Raw genomic sequence first — 16830 nt, 5'->3', positions numbered from 1 at the left:
GGATCAGCCTGTTTGTCGATAGTTAGTTTGCCGGTAGCGGCATTCGCTACTTCATTAATAGCGGGTTTGTCTGTTGCTGCTTTTACAGGAAGTTGTTCTTCTGCCATTACATAGCCTTTATCAGCCCAGGGTTTATTCTCGTTCAATAGGAACTGTACCTTGACGAAGTATTCATTTTCGGCATTCAGTTTATTGTAATTATAAGGAACGGCTACCTGCACACGCTTACGGGGAGCTACTGTACCCGGATTTAATGATCCGCTTTCCACCTCTTTCCCGTTTTCGTATAGTGACCATTTTACGGCATAATCAGACAGGTCGTTGAAATAATATTTATTGAAGATTTCGAAAAGGCCTTTAGAGGCATCGACTTCTGTTACACCGATGTGCTGGTACACCTTCTTTACTTCATAATATTGAGGTTTCGGTTCCAGGTCGCCGAATACGATACCGTTCATAACAAACTGTCCGTCGTTAGGCGTATCGCCGAAGTCGCCGCCATAAGCCAGATAACGTTTTCCATCCGGTGTGTAATTATAGAGTGATTGGTCTACCCAGTCCCAGATGGCACCGCCACAGAAGAAGTTAGTCGACTCCATCGCCTCCCAGTAATCGATCAGGTTACCGCAGGCATTCCCCATCGAGTGGGCATATTCCGAGATATGGAACGGGTACTTGATATCGTAATCGCCTTTCACGGCACCACGAACCCAGGAGATAGATGGATACTGGTTGGAACCCATATCCACAATTTTATTGTTACGCTCGTACTGTACAGGACGTGACAAGTCCGCTTTTTTCAACGCATTATAAGCATCCACGAAGTTCTGTCCCGGCCCGGCTTCGTTACCCAACGACCAGATCACGATAGACGGATTGTTGATATTGGCGTGAACCATTTCCAGGACACGTGCCACATGGGCATCTTTCCATTCCGCAGGATGGGACAGGGAAGCTGCACCGTAATAATATTCATGCGATTCGATATTGGCTTCATCTTCCAGGTAAAGACCATATTTGTTACACAGGTAATACCAGTATGGATCATCCGGATAATGCGAGTTACGAACGTGGTTGATATTGGCACGTTTCATCAGCATCACTTCCTCTTCCATCATCTTACGTGTGATGGCATGGCCTACAGCCGGATTGCTTTCGTGGCGGTTCACGCCTTTCAGCTTGACAGTCTTACCATTTACATAATAGTAGCGTCCGGCCAGTCCGAATTCGTCTTCCGAAGCGGGCGTATCTTTGATTTCCACTTTGCGGAAACCGACAGTGGTAGAGACTGTTTCCACCGTGCGACCTTTTTTATCTTTCAACTCGCCTACTAATGTATAACGGTACGGTTGTTCGGCAGACCATTTATTCGGGTTTTGTATTTTCAGGACTGTTTCAGCATTCATTTCCAAGCCCGGAGGAATCTGGGCGATGGGGGCAGTAGCTGTTACGTTCTCTATTTTCGTATTGTCGTCAGAATAGAGTTTATTGGCATACAGCGAATAGACCATCGAGTATCCTTTCGCCATCTTCTTACCCAGGTTACGGATGTCTGCCCGGATAGCCAGTGAACCGTCTGTATAGGTTGCGTCCAGGTCAGGCGTGGCAACCAGATCGCGAACGTGCAGTTGAGGAACGGCAGTCAACGATACGGTACGGTAGATACCCGGCAGGCGGAACATATCCTGTGCTTCGAGGAAAGAACCGTCCGAACTGCGGTACACTTCAGCGGCTACGATGTTTTTCCCTTTCACCAGATAAGGAGTGATATTGAAGCTGGCCGTATTACGCGAGTTTTTTGAGAAACCGACGTATTGCCCGTTTATCCAGAGATGGAAGAACGAATCTACCCCGTCGAAATTGATAAAGACTTCTTTGTCTTCCCAATCCCGGGGGATGGTGAATTCACGGCGGTAAGAACCGACTTCGTTACGGTCTTTGAAGGTTGTCCAGTTTTCCGGCGGGGTACGCATCACGCCGCCGCGCCAGTCGTCGACAGCTACTTTATGCTGGAAGATAACTGGTTGATTCACGTAGATAGGTGTTCCGTACTTCTGTGTCCCGTCTTTTTGAAGGCCGACGATGTTCCAGCTGGAAGGTACCGGGATATTGTCCCATCCCGATACATCGAAGTTCGTTTGATAGAAGTCCTTCGGACGCTCTTCGGGAGTACGTACCCAGTTGAATTTCCAGTCACCATTGAGCGACTGCCAGTACGTACTGTTTTCCGGTAATACTTTCCGGGCACTTTCCTGATCCTGGAAAGAGAAGAACCAGGCATGAGGTTGTTCTTTGTTTAGCGCAAGATTTTCAGGAGATTCCCATTCGTCCCCTTTAGGCGCTTGTTCTGAGGCATACTGATAGCCTTTTAGTGGATCTACTGTAGCAAAGCTTTGAAATGTAAAGCTGCATAGTAATAGACATAATGCTAGTTTTTGCATATTGAGTTTTTCTTCTTAAGGTGAGAAATTTGCTCAAATTTAATACAATTTTTGATGTAAACCGATTACATTTGTCGTAAATTAATATTGTGCAGATGAAAAAGTTACTTTGCTTTTTGCTGATGTTACTGGTCGCTTTACCTTCCTTGACAGCCGGGCGAAAGAAAGTCGGGGTCGTACTGGGTGGCGGAGGAGCAAAAGGAGTAGCTCATATTGGCGTGTTGAGAGTGCTGGAGGAAGCAGGTATCCCGATCGATTATGTGGCGGGAACCAGTATGGGTGCTATTGTAGGAGGATTATATGCGATCGGTTATACTCCCGCGGAGATCGATAGCATGGTGATACATCAGGATTGGACAATGCTCCTGAGCGATCGGGTGACACGTACCAGTCTGTCGTTTCCGGAAAAAGAAAATTCCGAGCGATATATTCTCTCTTTGCCTTTTGGGAAGGAGAAGAAAGACCGTGTGATCAGCGGTATGATCAAAGGTCAGAATTTGCAGAATCTTTTCTCAAACCTCACGATCGGCTACCATGATTCCATTGATTTTAATAATCTCAATATACCGTTTGCCTGCGTAGCGGTAGATGTCGTGAATGGGAAAGATTATGTTTTCCATAAGGGAAGCTTACCTTTAGCTATGCGTGCGAGTATGGCTATTCCGGCTGTGTTTGCCCCGGTAAGACTGGACAGTATGGTATTGGTAGACGGCGGCCTGAATGATAATTTTCCTGTCGATGTCGCATTGAATATGGGGGCTGATATTATTATCGGCATTGATCTCGGGACCAGCGACCTGAAAGTGTTGGAGGGACTGAATACCCCCGGTGATGTAATCGGTCAGATCATAGCCCTGCATGGTTATGAAAAGTATGCGAAAAATAAAGAGAGGGCCGATTTGCTGTTTCGCCCGAATATGACTCCTTATAATGCGGCCAGTTTCAGTACGACGGCACTCGATACGCTGATCCGTCGTGGTGAGCAGGAAGCTCGTGGCCGCTGGGATGAGATTATGGCATTAAAAAAGAAGATCGGTATCCCGGAAGATTATCGTCCGGAGGAACATATATTACCCCGTAAGTCATATCCAGTTTTACCTACCGACAGTTTCTATATCCGGCATATTTCTTTTGCCGGTACCGACCCGCGCGATGAGAAGTGGTTGATGCAGATCAGCGGCCTGCGTGAAAATAGCCATATCACCTTGAAAGAGTTGCATAAAGCCATGTCGATCCTGGTCGGTTCAAATGCCTATTCGAATGTAAATTATAAATTGACAGGCGAACAACAACAGGATCTGGTACTGACGGCACAGAAGAAGTCGATCAGTTCGATTAACCTGGGTGTCCGCTTCGATTCGGAAGAGGTGATCGGTGTTTTACTGAATGCAACCTTAGATTATAGGGCACGCAACCATTCCCGGCTGGCTTTTACCGGACGTGTCGGTGGAAAGATCTCCTACGGACGGTTGGATTATGCGATCGAGCGGAATCCGTTGCGTAATCTGAATCTGGCTTATCAGTTTACTTATAATGACCTGGATATTTACCGGAAAGGAAATAAGACCTTTAATACCAGTTATACCCATCATCTGGCGGAGTTCGGATACTCTGATATGAACTGGCTGAACTTCAAGTTTAAGGTGGGCTTACGCTATGAATATTTCAACTATACTTCCTTTTTGTATACAGGGGATAATAACAACGAGTATGAGGTAAAGCCGGAAGGTTTCATCAGTTATTTTGCTCTGGCCCATCTGGAGACATTCGATCGGCGTTATTTCCCGACGAAAGGCGTTTCCCTGAAAGCCGATTATTCTTTTTATACGGATAACTTTGTCAGCTATAACGGTCATGCGCCTTTCTCGGCCGTCGGGCTTAATTTTACATCCGTTATTCCCATCACTTCCCATCTGAGTGTGCTGCCGTCTCTTTACGGACGTGTACTGATCGGAGGCAATCTGGCCTATCCTTTCCTGAATGCCGTGGGTGGAGAGGTGGAAGGAAAATATGTTCCCCAGCAATTACCGTTTGCCGGTATCAACCGGGTGGAGATATTCGACAATGCCATTGCGGTGGCCCGCCTTCATTTTCGGCAACGCATAGCCGGACGAAACTATATTTCGCTGATCGGTAACTATGCCATTCATCATGATGACTTCCTTCACCTGTTAAAAGGAAAAAGCGTTTGGGGCGGTAGTATCGGGTATGCCTATAATAGTATCGCCGGACCGTTGAGTGCCAATTTCAGTATGTCGAATCAGAACACAAACCTCCAGTTTTATTTAAATCTGGGATTTGCGTTTTAGTTTTTATTGTACATTTGTTAATTCGTTAATCAATCAAATACAAAGGAATACATGAAACTTACACGAATTACCGGGATGGCTGTCGGTCTCTCCCTATTGATGGCCGGTGTGCAGGCTAAAATAAGTCTGCCTTCTGTTTTTACCGACCACATGGTTTTGCAACAAAAGAGTGATGTGCCTGTATGGGGCTGGGGAGTGGCAAATGCTACGATCAAAGTTGTCGGGAGTTGGGCTCCTAAAGATACGGCAACAACTGTTGTTCGTCCGGATGGAACCTGGGAAGCGGCATTGAAAACAGCCGGAGCCGGAGGCCCTTACACGGTATCTGTGTCGGGGGATGGTAGCCGGGAACTTAAGGACGTCATGCTGGGAGAAGTCTGGCTTTGCAGTGGGCAATCGAATATGGAATGGACACCGATGAGCAATATAGATAACCGCGATGAAGAAATCTCTGCCGCCAATTATCCGAATATTCGTTTCTTTCATATCCCTAAACGCGGAGCAAAAACTCTTCAGAACAATTGTGAAGCATCCTGGGCGGCCTGTACTCCTGATGTAATGAAAAATACCAGTGCTGTGGCTTATTTCTTTGGTCGTGATCTGCAAAAAGAGCTGAACGTACCGATCGGCCTGATTGTATCTTCCTGGGGTGGTACTCCTGCCGAAGTTTGGACCCCGGAAGAGTTGGTGATGAATAATCCACAGATATGTGATGTCATGCCGGACAAAACATATCCCTGGTGGCCGGTGGAGCCGGGTGTTTTATATAATCAGATGATCAATCCGGTTGTACCTTATGCCCTGGCCGGTGCAATCTGGTATCAGGGAGAGTCAAACCGCGATCATGCTTCGTCCTACGGTGTTTTGTTGAAGACAATGATTGAAGGCTGGCGTAAGAATTTTAAGAAAGATTTCCCGTTTTATCTGGTGCAGATCGCACCTCATACGTATAATTCAAACGATAACGGGGCTGCTTTGGTTCGCGAACATCAGGAATGGGTGTCACGTACGGTTCCGGGAACAGGTATGGTGGCAATCTCCGATTGTGTTGCAGATGTAACGAATATTCATCCGACAGATAAGCAAAACGTTGGTCTGCGTCTGGCAAATATGGCTTTGGGAAAGGCTTACGGACAACTCGCTTCCGGCTACGAAAGCCCGGTATTCAGTAAAATGACGGTCGACAAGAACAAGGCGGTTATTTCATTCCTTCATGCTGATGCCGGACTAATGTGTAAAGGAAAACAGCTGACCGGGTTTATGATTGCAGGAGAAGACGGTGTTTTCGAACCGGGAAAAGCTCAGATCAAGGATAACACCGTTGTCGTAACTTCCCCGCGTGTGAAGAAGCCGGTTGCAGTTCATTATTGTTTTGATGATGCAACTATTGGAAACTTGTTCGGTAAGGAAGGTTTACCGGTTGCTCCGTTCCGTACGGACAGAAACTGGGATAATGAATGATATTATTCTGTATCTTTGCCTGTAAAACAAACAGATATTTATGAATACAGAAATTATACAATTCCTGAAGGAATTAAGCCAGAACAATAACCGGGAGTGGTTTCAGGCAAATAAAGACCGCTACGATGTATTGCATAAAGGGTTTCTCGATGAGGTACAGCAACTGATCAACCGGATCGCCCTGTTCGATCCGCAGGTGGCCGGGCTGGAAGCGAAAGACTGCCAGTTCCGTATCTACCGGGATTTGCGTTTTTCTCCGGATAAGACCCCTTATAAAATTCATTTTGCCGCTTATATGGCGCAAGGTGGACGTGCCAGTGAACGGGGTGGATATTATATTCATCTGGAGCCGGGTAATTGTATGCTATCGGGTGGTGTATGGTGTCCTCCTCCCAAACTGTTGAAGATGCTTCGTCAGGATATTTACGATCATATCGACGAGTTTGTAGGTATCATTGAAAATCCGTCTTTTAAAGAGGCTTTTCCGGTAATGGAGGGCGAAGTGTTGAAACGTATGCCGGCCGGTTATCCGACGGATTTCAAATATAGTGAGATCATGCGACACAAGGATTACTGTTTTGCTACCGTTAAACCGGACGAATTCTTTATGACGGAAGATTGGATGGACCAGGCAATCAAGCATTTCGAACAGTTACTCCCGTTTAATAACTTCCTGAATTATACGGTTGACGAATTTCTGGGGCGGGTATAAAATAAAGAGCCTGAAGCCTTGTGTAACACATTCCGGCTTCAGACTCTTTTCACATTATTGCCTTAAATCATACCCCTTTGTACTTTTTATTTTTATCAATCAGTTCATTTATCCGGGCAACAGAAGCGGCCGACCGAAGACCGTCTTCCGGAGTGTTCATGCAGTAATCGACCAAAACGTCTATTGTCGATACTGCTACATGCATGCGGGTGTCGCAGGATGCGTAGTAGATAAATACTTTTCCATCTTCGTCTGCAATCCATCCATTGGTAAATAAAACGTTCGAGACATCCCCGATGCGTTCTTCCCCGACAGGTGCGAGGAAGTAGCCGCCGGGCTGTGCGATAACCTTTGTCGGGTCGTCGAGGGACGTCATGTACAGATAAAGTACATAACGTAGTCCTGCAGCGCATGCCCTGACCCCGTGGGCGAGGTGTAACCAGCCCTGCGGAGTTTTGATGGGATGCGGACCTTCCCCGTTCTTGACCTCCTTGATTGTATGATAGTAGCGTTTATCAATTATTTGTTCAGAGAGAACTTCTGCGTGTGTAATATCCTCGATGAGTGCCCAGCCGATACCTCCGCCACTGCCGGCATCGATAAAGCCATCCTGCGGACGGGTATATAATGCATACTTCCCATCGACAAATTCCGGATGAAGGACTACATTGCGCTGCTGGCTTTTTGATTTCAGGTCCGGTAGCCTTTCCCAGTCGATCAAGTCTTTTGTACGGACAATCCCTGCTTTTGCCACGGCCGATGACAAGTCACCCGGAGCGGCAGTCGGATCATGGCGCTCGCTGCAAAAGATACCGTATATCCAACCGTCTTCATGTGCGGTCAGGCGCATGTCATATACGTTTGTTTCTTCCGGATCGATATCCGGCAGGTTGACCGGCCGTTCCCAGAACCGGAAGTTGTCCACCCCATTCGGACTCTCGGCAATGGCAAAGAACGATTTGCGGTCCCAGCCTTCCACACGGACCATCAGCAGATATTTCCCGTTCCACTTAATCGCTCCGGAGTTCATACAAGCATTCGCCCCGATACGCTCCAGGCAATACGGATTGGTTGCCGGGTTGAGGTCGTAACGCCATTCCAGGGGAATATGCGCTGCGGTTACGACGGGGTTTTTATAACGTGTAGCAATGCTGCCGGGTATTTCCAAAGGTTTATTTTCTTCGGCAAGAAGTGTTTGATGTTGCATCTGTAACTTTTCGATCGTATGTAAGAAACTGGTTTCCATATATCATTTTTTATTTGTCAATGTAACTAGCCGGTGTCCGGCATTCAATGTATATTTGTTTTTAGAGGTTCTCAGGGTAGAGGGAGATACGCTCTACTCGATGGAATACTAAATAATCCGGTCGGGAAATATGTACTTCGTAGACAACTTCCTTAGTATCGTAATCCACTTCTATTATTTTTCCTCCGGCTCCATTTACATTGGGAGTACCGACACCTGGACCAAATAGTACATGCTTGGTTTGTGGAAGATATTGCACAGAAGAAAGTGCAACGGAATAACATCTGCGTCCCTGTTCCTTATGTCCATATTCCCATACTTGCTGTATCGTCTTCTGCTTCTCGTTGATTACATATTCCACAGCGCGGCTATATCCTACCTGGCTATAAAGATCTATCTCTTCGTGATGGCGGTGATATCCGTTGTCGAAGATGAGTACATGCCCGTTGTCAAGAAGAACCGGGCAATGTGCTCCCCAAATCCATTCAAAATCTTCATGAGCAGTTTTCCCGTCTATTACATCTTTGTCTGTAATCGGATTCCTGTTGGCATCTAAAGGCATTAACAAGGCACTTCTGTTTTTTTCTGCTCCACGGTGTGGGGTGAGAAACCAGACTAGTCGATTGTCTCGTGTTAATTTCACTAATCCTTGATAGCGGTTAGAAACCAGGATGCAATCGTCTTCCTGTGAATATGCAACGGCGTTGGAGTGTGCCCAGTTATGTTTAAAATCTTCTATATCTTGTTTACTCATCAAAGCATCTCGTGCCGGATTCAGACTTTTTTTCAAATCCCATTCGGTTACAATATTTCCGGTTTCGCGGTTTACTTCTATCACGTAGTCGAAACGGGTGTAAGTGCCTTCAGAATTCAGACTTCCGGCTTTGGTGACAGTTGCTAAAAGATTACCATTCGGCATTTCTATCACATCATGATGAAAGGTATATCCTTTCGTTGCAATATCCCATTCTTTCACCAAATTACCTACCATATCAAACTCGAACAGATTCCCTTTCCGGGCATCTCCACCTAAAAAGTTACCATTGGCCAAACGCTTGAATCCGCAATGTGCTGTGATATTCAACTTCGGATGATTACGCAACCAAAGATACCAACGTACTTCTCCGTCGCTATCCAACATATAAGCCCGGTGGGCATCATATTCTCCTCCTCCCTGGTCGTTCACAATCGTAACGCCCGGCTCCATCTGTTCCGGTTTGCTTACAACTGTTTGGCGGGAAGAAAAGAAATCGGGAACTAAATCTTCGGGGGGAGTAGTCTCGACTTCTATTGTTTCTGTCAATAATACTTTTCCTTCTTTATTGGCGAAAGAAACATCTACCGTATTGTTTGAGTCACGGTATAAACCATGTATATATTCTTGATGATTATATCCAAATTTAGAGAAAAGGTACGACAAATCGCCTTGTGAGCCATGTTTGCCTTTTACGCAGACTTTTAGTCTTCCCTCTACCGGAAAGGGAACAGTAAGCTGCATACTGCAAGGGGCGTATCCCGTAGGATTCACCTTTATGCTTTCTTTAGACAGATTTAACGAATTGCCTAAAGTCGGTATGATAATTGTTGTGCCATCTGTGCCTGTCAATGTTGTTTTCCAAGCGGTTGCTTCCGTATTTATGGATGCGATGGTGTTTGTAGGGATAGAGACAGTATCTCCATCAAAAAAGAAATAGGTGTTGTCTGTTTCCTGCTCCACATTCAGGAGTATGTTGTTTTGTTTGATGCAAGCATCTATTGATGTGTATACTTCATTGTAGCTTTGCTCTTCTTTTTCGCAAGAACAGATCAAACCTCCACAGAGTATTGCCATCCCGAAGGATAGGTAGTGTCTTATTTCATTCATATCGATAGTGTATTAGGAAAGGAATCCTGTCCGCTGTAAGCATTGTGCGGACAGGATTCTTTTGTATCAGTTTATTTCCACAACGGATTCTGTTCGATCTGCGGATTATTGTTCATTTCTCCTTCGCCGATAGGATAGTAGAAATGTTTTTCCGAGAAGTTTGCACCGCCTACCTTGCCGCAATCAATGAAATGTTGTTTCACTTCAGCTGCTGTATAATAGCGTCTCAAGTCGTAGAAACGATGACCTTCCATACAGAACTCCAAGAAATTCTGATGTTCGATTTCCTTCATAACTTCAGCCTGTGACATGCCGCTGAAATCCTTAGATGCCAATCCGGCACGGTCGCGAATACGCTGCAAGTCTGCATTGGCACCGGCAATGTCGTTCGTCATGGCGCAGGCTTCTGCATGAAGCAACAATACTTCTGCAAAACGGAATACGCGCAAACTGTTGTTACGGCTAGACGGTGTATACATGGCATCATTGTTTTCACCGAAGAAATTGGTATATTTCTTACCTAATGCCTGGAATTGAACACCATTATCAGCTTTCGGATGTTTCATGTAAGCATTTTCCGGGTCTCTGCTTAACTTTCCTTTGCTCGGAGTATCCCATAATTCAGCAAAGGTCATGCCATAAGGATTATCATAAGGTTTGTTGTCGCCTACTTCATTCTGGTTGAAGTAGAAAGTAGCATACATACGCTTGTCATACTTACTGTCTGATCCTTCCGGACGAGGTTCTTTGATAAATTCGCGTAATGCTTCTGAAGCCGGAGACATCTTAAACCAAGCACCTGTTCCTTCCGGACCCAAATAGGTCGGGAGATTCATACCCATACTGGCATTGGTATCGTCACCTCCCCATGTACCTGTACCACCTAATTCATTTACATAATCAATCTCATAAATCGATTCTTTATTGAATTTATGGTCTTGATGGAAGTTTTCTAATGGATCTTCCACCAGGTCATAGTTGTAGGGCGATTGCAGCAATTGTCCTAATATTTCTTTTGCTTCAGGATATTTTTTCTGGAATACATACGCTTTTCCCAAATAAGCTAGTGCCATACCTTTACTGATACGCTGTATTTCTTTTGCATCGCGTTCTACCGGCAAATATTTGGCAGCCTCAATAAAGTCATCTTCCACACGCTTCCACACTTCAGCTTCCGGAGAAGAGGCAATGTAAGTGTCTTCCGGGTTTTGTACCGGAGTCAAGTGAATAGGAACAGCTCCATAATTGCTTGCCAAAAGGAAGTAATACATACCGCGCATACCGTAGGCTTCAGACAGGTATTGTTGTTTCAATTCGGGATCTGCCCATTCGTTGCCTTCTGCTTCCAAATTGCTAATAACCATATTGGCGCGCTGTATTCCTTTGTACATATCTCCCCAAATACCCGGATCCATGTTAGAAGTATTGCTAAAGGTTGCATAGAACTTGATGTCACCGTCTTCGTTGGGAATCAGAAATACATCATCTCCACGACTAGTCATAGTCAGATAATGCGTATGTGCGCCATAATAACCTTCAGATTGATTTCGGATAGGCGCATAGATGGTACATAATGCCTGATTTACATTTTCAGGGTAGTCCCAAAAACCTTCATCTGTGGGCGTGTTGGGATTTGTTTTGTTCAAGAAATCCGCCTCGTTACATGCAGAGAATGACACTGCAAGTAAAGATGCTATCGTTAAATTCAATATATTCTTTTTCATGTTTGTTTACTTTAAAAGATTAGAAATCAAGTTGTACACCGAAAGAGATAGTACGTGCTGACGGATAACGTCCATGGTCGCAACCACTAGTCATGATACCTTCACCACCACCGTTTGCAGCGTCATTAGCACCTAAGTCTGGTGAATATCCCTTATAGCCGGTAATGGTAAAGAGATTATCCATCGTAGTATAGAAACGGAGTTTGTTTACATTGATTTTCTTTGTTAATGTACTAGGCAATGTATAACCAAATTCCAAAGTCTTCAAGCGGAAGAAGTCTCCATTTTCCAACCAACGATCTGTCCAGCGGCTGTAGTTCATTTTATCTTCTTTAGAGAATCGTGGCATATCCGTATCTGTATTTTCGGGTGTCCATGAATCGAGTACTCTTACTGAATAGTTGTTGAGTTCTTGAGTCGACTCCATACGGGCACGGGTATAGTTGTAAATCTTCTGACCGAAAGAACCGTCAAAGAAGAGATTCAAATCAAAGCCTTTCCATGCACCTCCCATGTTGAGACCTAAATTGAATTTCGGGAAAGGTGAACCACAATATTGACGGTCGGCATCTGAAATTTGTCCGTCGTTGTTGTTGTCAATGAAACGTATATCTCCCGGTTCAGCACTCGGTTGAAGTACGGCACCATTATTGTCTTTATGTGCCAATACTTCTTCAGGACTTTGGAATAAGCCATCTGTTTTTGTTAACCAGAAACCACCAATAGGATAACCCACTTTGGCTCGAGTAATAACACCTTCTCCTTGCGGATTATAACCTGCATAATCTTGTACCTGACCGATGGTGATTTCTTTTAGTTCGTTACTTTGGGTAGAAGCATTCACACCTACGAAATAGTACACATCGCCTACCGTGTTACGATGGGTTATGGCTATTTCAAAACCTTTATTTTCTACAGTACCGGCGTTCATTGTTGGAGAACCTTTCAAACCACCATTACCGGCCATGTTGATAGACAATAGGATGTCTTCCGTACGTTTTACATAGTAGTCGGCTGTTACACTCAATTTATCATTGAAGAATCCTAAATCTGCACCAATATCCCAAGTTTTAGATTTTTCCCAAGTCAGATTCTGTGGAGAAACCCAACTTGCATTGGTAATGGCACCTTGCCAAGATCCGGTTCCTAGAATGTAGTTCATACCTGTTACCAAACCTGCTTGTGTTCTGTAGTTACCGATTTCCTGGTTACCCAATACACCGTAGCTGGCACGTACTTTAAAGTTGTTCATCGTTTCTGTCCAGTTCTCAAAGAAACTTTCTCTTGCGATGTTCCATGCAGCGGAAATAGAAGGGAACCATCCGTAGCGGTGGCCGTCTGCGAAACGGGAAGATCCGTCACGACGTACAGAGGCAGACATCATGTAACGACCTGCATAGTTATACATCACACGTCCGAACAATGATACCAATGAATTGGACTGCTTACTGCCCGAGTTGGTCATGCCGGTGGTAGGAGCAGCATCAAGGGTATGAGGTGCACCCGGTGCAAATCCTTCGCGATATGCAGAAACGGAACGTGAATTGAAATCCTGTGCGGAATAACCAACCATTGCAGAAAGGTCATGTTGACCAAATGTACGATCATAGTGCAATGTATGTTCCAGCAACCAGGAATCAGATTTGTAGGTGTTTTCACTTAATTTGGCGTTGCTGCTACTTCCCAGATCGCCCCAGTCGTATCTACCATTCCACTTGGAATCGCTATAATCGCTGCGGTTGACACCTGCGTTGATTTTGTACTTCAGACCTTCGAGGAATAAATCTACTTCTGCCCAGGCATTGATTAAAAGGTCTGAACCGTGACGTTCGTAGTCATTGACATACAGATAGCCCAATGGGTTAGACATGTTCTTGAATCCACTGTTCGTGATACCGCCAAATCCATCTACTTTGTTTGCTGAATCATAAACAGGGATGAGCGGGTTTTGTCTCAGTGCATCTGTAACGGTAAAGTCATCATAATCCTTATTGTAGAACTTCATCATTATTGATGATCCCATGCGTAGATGGTTATTAAAGAAAGAGAATGTGTTTTTAGCATGCAAATTGAAAGCTTCGTAACCAGTAGTACGTAATACACCTTTCTGGTTCAGATAACCTCCAGTCACGCTGTACGTTGAATTTTCAGCACCTCCGCTCAATGAAACAGATGCTTTAGTTACAGGAGCTGTATGGAATACTTCATCTTGCCAGTTTGTTCCTGGGCCGCCTTGCCAATTCTTCACGGCATCGGGAGCAGAACCTTCCGCATAATAATTATCCATCATGAATCCAACCCATTGATCGGCATTCATTACGTCTAGTTTCTTGGTAATAGTTTGGAAACCTGTATAGACATTGGCAGAAAGTTTTGCCTTGCTATTTTTAAGACCACCTTTGGTTGTAATCAATACTACACCGTTGGCTGCGCGCGAACCGTAGATGGCAGCTGCTGATGCATCTTTCAATACTTCTATAGATTGAATAATGGCTGGGTCAACCATATTAATATCACCATATACACCGTCAATTACAACGAGAGGTTCGTTTGTATTATTCACAGACCCTACGCCACGAATGTTGATGTTCATACCGGAACCCGGCTGGCCGCCTACACTGGAGACATTAACACCTGCAATCTTACCTTGCAAAGCACTGGAAGCGCTACGTGCTACATCTGCCATTAAATCCTTGTTAGAAACAGAAGCGACAGCACCGCTCAAATGACTTTTCTTAACTGTACCATAACCGATAACCACCACCTCATCTAGTTGTTCGCCATCAGCCATTGTGATATTAATCACATTCTTGTTACCAACTGTAACGGACGAAGCTTGCATACCAACGTATGAAAATTCAAGAACTTGTCCTGGTGCAACACTGATGGAGTAATTACCATCAATATCAGTTGTCGTACCTTGTGTGGTTCCTTTAACGACAACGGTAGCTCCGATGACCGGATTATTCTCCGCGTCTTTTACCGTACCTTTTACGGTAACTGCCTGCTGTGCCCAACTGGATACTGCAAAGGCTCCTAGTAATAGAGAAAAAGCTAGTTTTCTGTTCATAATTAAATATTTAAATGATTAAAATTGTCTGTTGATTCAATAAGGGTTCTGTTATCCTTTGGAGAATTTTCACAGCTGAGGATAGCAGATGTATTTTATTCTAATAGGATGATGTTAGTATTTATAGTGGATAAGTATGTAAGTAGACTCTTCGATTGTTCGTCGGTTACTCCATGTCCTGTATATGCTTTGGACAAGTACGGGCCAGATATCGATCCTAAGGTTAATATTTGATATGTCTTCATAATAATTGGGCTTTATTGTGTTTTTCTTTATCACAAAAGTAGGGAATGGAATAAAGGCAGAAGTGTCCTATTCCGTCAAATTATTGCGCATTTCTGTCAAATTTATAAAAGAAAGGGGGTAGAAATAACTTTTTTGGATACATAAATTAACGTTACATTTGGTGTTGACGTATTTAATTAAGAAATATAAGCAAAATATATGTAAATATATGTTTTTGGCTTGTTGGGGGTTCTTGTTTGATTAAATCTTTGTCAATCAATGCATTGATTGACCTCATAGTGCACTATGAGGTCAAATATGATTGCTCTATACAGTCAAGTGGCTGGAGCGGTTATTATATGGTATCTATCATTGGGCGATTGTGGCGATAGGGATGATTATTTCCACTTGCCAATATACTCATTTGGTGGATGGCTATTTGGTTTAGCTTAACAAGACGTTCTCTTTGTGTCATATTCTGTTCGATAGATAAATACTGCATTTAGATTTTCCATATTCGACAAACAGATAAGTTCATTGATTGTAGCATAATCGCGGATATTTCCCTTCAGTTCGGGATTAGTATCTCTCCATTGTTTTGCTGTCATACCAAACATTGCTACATTCAGTACATCAGCTTCATTGGCATAAATAATGCTTGCCTGTACCGATGTGCGTATGTACCACCGTAACGACCTGCCTTAGAACGAATACCTATTGTATTGGTTCGTTCTATCCATGTACAAAGATGAAATGAGACTGTTTTCAATCAAACAATCACCTGCATCCGTTGATAATTCTCGCGATACTCCTGCGGGGTTACGCCTTTGTACTTTTTGAAAAGCTTGTAGAAATAGGACTGACTGACAAAGCCACAGCGGGAAGCAATATCCATGATACATTCCTTGTCGTTACTATTCAGTTCGCGGACGACGGTATTGATCCGGTGTTCCTGCAGGAAGTCGGTGAAGTTATGGTTGGTGTTCTTTTTGAGGAAACGGGAGAGTGTGGACAGGCTCATGCCCATGTATTGGGCCAGTTCGTCTATCGTGATGGGGTTCGACAGGTTCTTGTTGAGGTAGTCGAGGATCTTTTTCATCTGATAGTCGCTTTCTGTATATTCAGGTGATGTGCTTTTGGACAAAATACGTGCGTCTTCCGAGAGTGACAGTTCGTGGAGGAGAATGAAGAACTTCATGACCGAATAGAAGCCTCTTTCTGTCGGGATCATCCGTAGAATGGGAAGTATACGATTGATTTCTGCTGATCCAAAGGCCAGTCCTCGTTCCGCTTTCGTCAGCATCTTTGTGATCGAATCGAACTGTTTTTTCTGAAAAGCCGGACTGCTGAAAAGAGTGGGATGAAATTGGATCGTGATTTCATGGATGTCGTTCGAGCGGCAATTCCCGTTTAGCCAGGCGTGTTTCAATTCCGTACTGGTGACAAGGACCAGATCTTTCTCTCCGATAATCTCATCCGAATCACCTACGATGCGTCGTGCACCAACTGCATGTTCCACAAAGTTCAACTCCCAAACGTTATGGACATGGATTGGAAAAGTGAAAGAAGATTTTGTGCGTTCAAACAAAATAAAACTATCTTTATTAGATAAAGGTGACTTCTCTCTGAAAACTTCTGTTATCATAGATATCGTATTAAAACTAGTGTGTTGAAAGCAAAGATAGTCGATTGAATTAAATCTGAGGAATGAATTCGGAATAAATTTATTTTTCCGGTTCATAATTGTCAACAAGCTTGCTTATTTTTGTCAGCAAGCC

At 44.2% G+C, this 16830-nt stretch carries 8 protein-coding genes and 2 pseudogenes; 3 read left to right on the top strand and 7 right to left on the bottom strand.

The annotated features are described in order from the left end of the window. Positions 1-61: 61 nt before the first annotated feature. Positions 62-2441, bottom strand: a pseudogene (locus BQ7394_RS26685) (glycoside hydrolase family 2 TIM barrel-domain containing protein); the annotation flags it as partial. Between the two features lie 95 nt (positions 2442-2536). On the opposite strand from BQ7394_RS26685, the gene BQ7394_RS21685 reads away from it, so the two are divergent. Genes BQ7394_RS21685 through BQ7394_RS21675 form a run of 3 tightly spaced genes read left to right on the top strand, consistent with a single transcriptional unit; the run spans position 2537 to position 6923 of the window. Then, entirely contained in the window at positions 2537-4750 is a 2214-nt protein-coding gene (locus BQ7394_RS21685) for a patatin-like phospholipase family protein (protein ID WP_075559314.1), read from the top strand. 51 nt (positions 4751-4801) lie between these two features. After that, positions 4802-6211, top strand: coding sequence for a sialate O-acetylesterase (locus BQ7394_RS21680; protein WP_075559313.1), 1410 nt, complete (start codon positions 4802-4804; stop codon positions 6209-6211). A 40-nt stretch (positions 6212-6251) separates the two neighbouring features. After that, a complete protein-coding gene (locus BQ7394_RS21675) occupies positions 6252-6923 on the top strand; it encodes a DUF2461 domain-containing protein (protein ID WP_075559312.1) in 672 nt (223 codons plus the stop codon). A 67-nt stretch (positions 6924-6990) separates the two neighbouring features. On the opposite strand, the gene BQ7394_RS21670 is transcribed toward BQ7394_RS21675, so the two are convergent. From BQ7394_RS21670 to BQ7394_RS21645, 6 genes and pseudogenes are all read right to left on the bottom strand, one after another. Beyond that, positions 6991-8169 carry a glycoside hydrolase family 130 protein gene (locus BQ7394_RS21670; protein WP_075559311.1) on the bottom strand — a complete coding sequence of 393 codons (1179 nt, stop codon included), beginning with the start codon at positions 8167-8169 and terminating at the stop codon, positions 6991-6993. Positions 8170-8230: 61 nt separating this feature from the next. Then, a complete protein-coding gene (locus BQ7394_RS21665; RefSeq protein ID WP_075559310.1) occupies positions 8231-10033 on the bottom strand; it encodes an aryl-sulfate sulfotransferase in 1803 nt (600 codons plus the stop codon). A gap of 71 nt (positions 10034-10104) precedes the next feature. Further along, positions 10105-11757 carry a RagB/SusD family nutrient uptake outer membrane protein gene (locus BQ7394_RS21660; protein WP_075559309.1) on the bottom strand — a complete coding sequence of 551 codons (1653 nt, stop codon included), beginning with the start codon at positions 11755-11757 and terminating at the stop codon, positions 10105-10107. Positions 11758-11776: 19 nt separating this feature from the next. Next, a complete protein-coding gene (locus BQ7394_RS21655) occupies positions 11777-14827 on the bottom strand; it encodes a SusC/RagA family TonB-linked outer membrane protein (protein WP_075559308.1) in 3051 nt (1016 codons plus the stop codon). Between the two features lie 580 nt (positions 14828-15407). Then, positions 15408-15794: pseudogene (locus BQ7394_RS26345) on the bottom strand (hypothetical protein); the annotation flags it as partial. A 27-nt stretch (positions 15795-15821) separates the two neighbouring features. Continuing rightward, on the bottom strand, positions 15822-16697 hold the full coding sequence (locus BQ7394_RS21645) for an AraC family transcriptional regulator (protein ID WP_075560164.1): 876 nt from the start codon (positions 16695-16697) through the stop codon (positions 15822-15824). Positions 16698-16830 lie beyond the last annotated feature (133 nt).

It is taken from the genome of Parabacteroides timonensis, from assembly GCF_900128505.1.
GTDB classification, from domain to species: Bacteria; Bacteroidota; Bacteroidia; order Bacteroidales; family Tannerellaceae; genus Parabacteroides; species Parabacteroides timonensis.
The sequence above is the reverse complement of the archived record's forward strand: the minus strand, read 5'-3'. Positions and strand labels throughout refer to the sequence as shown.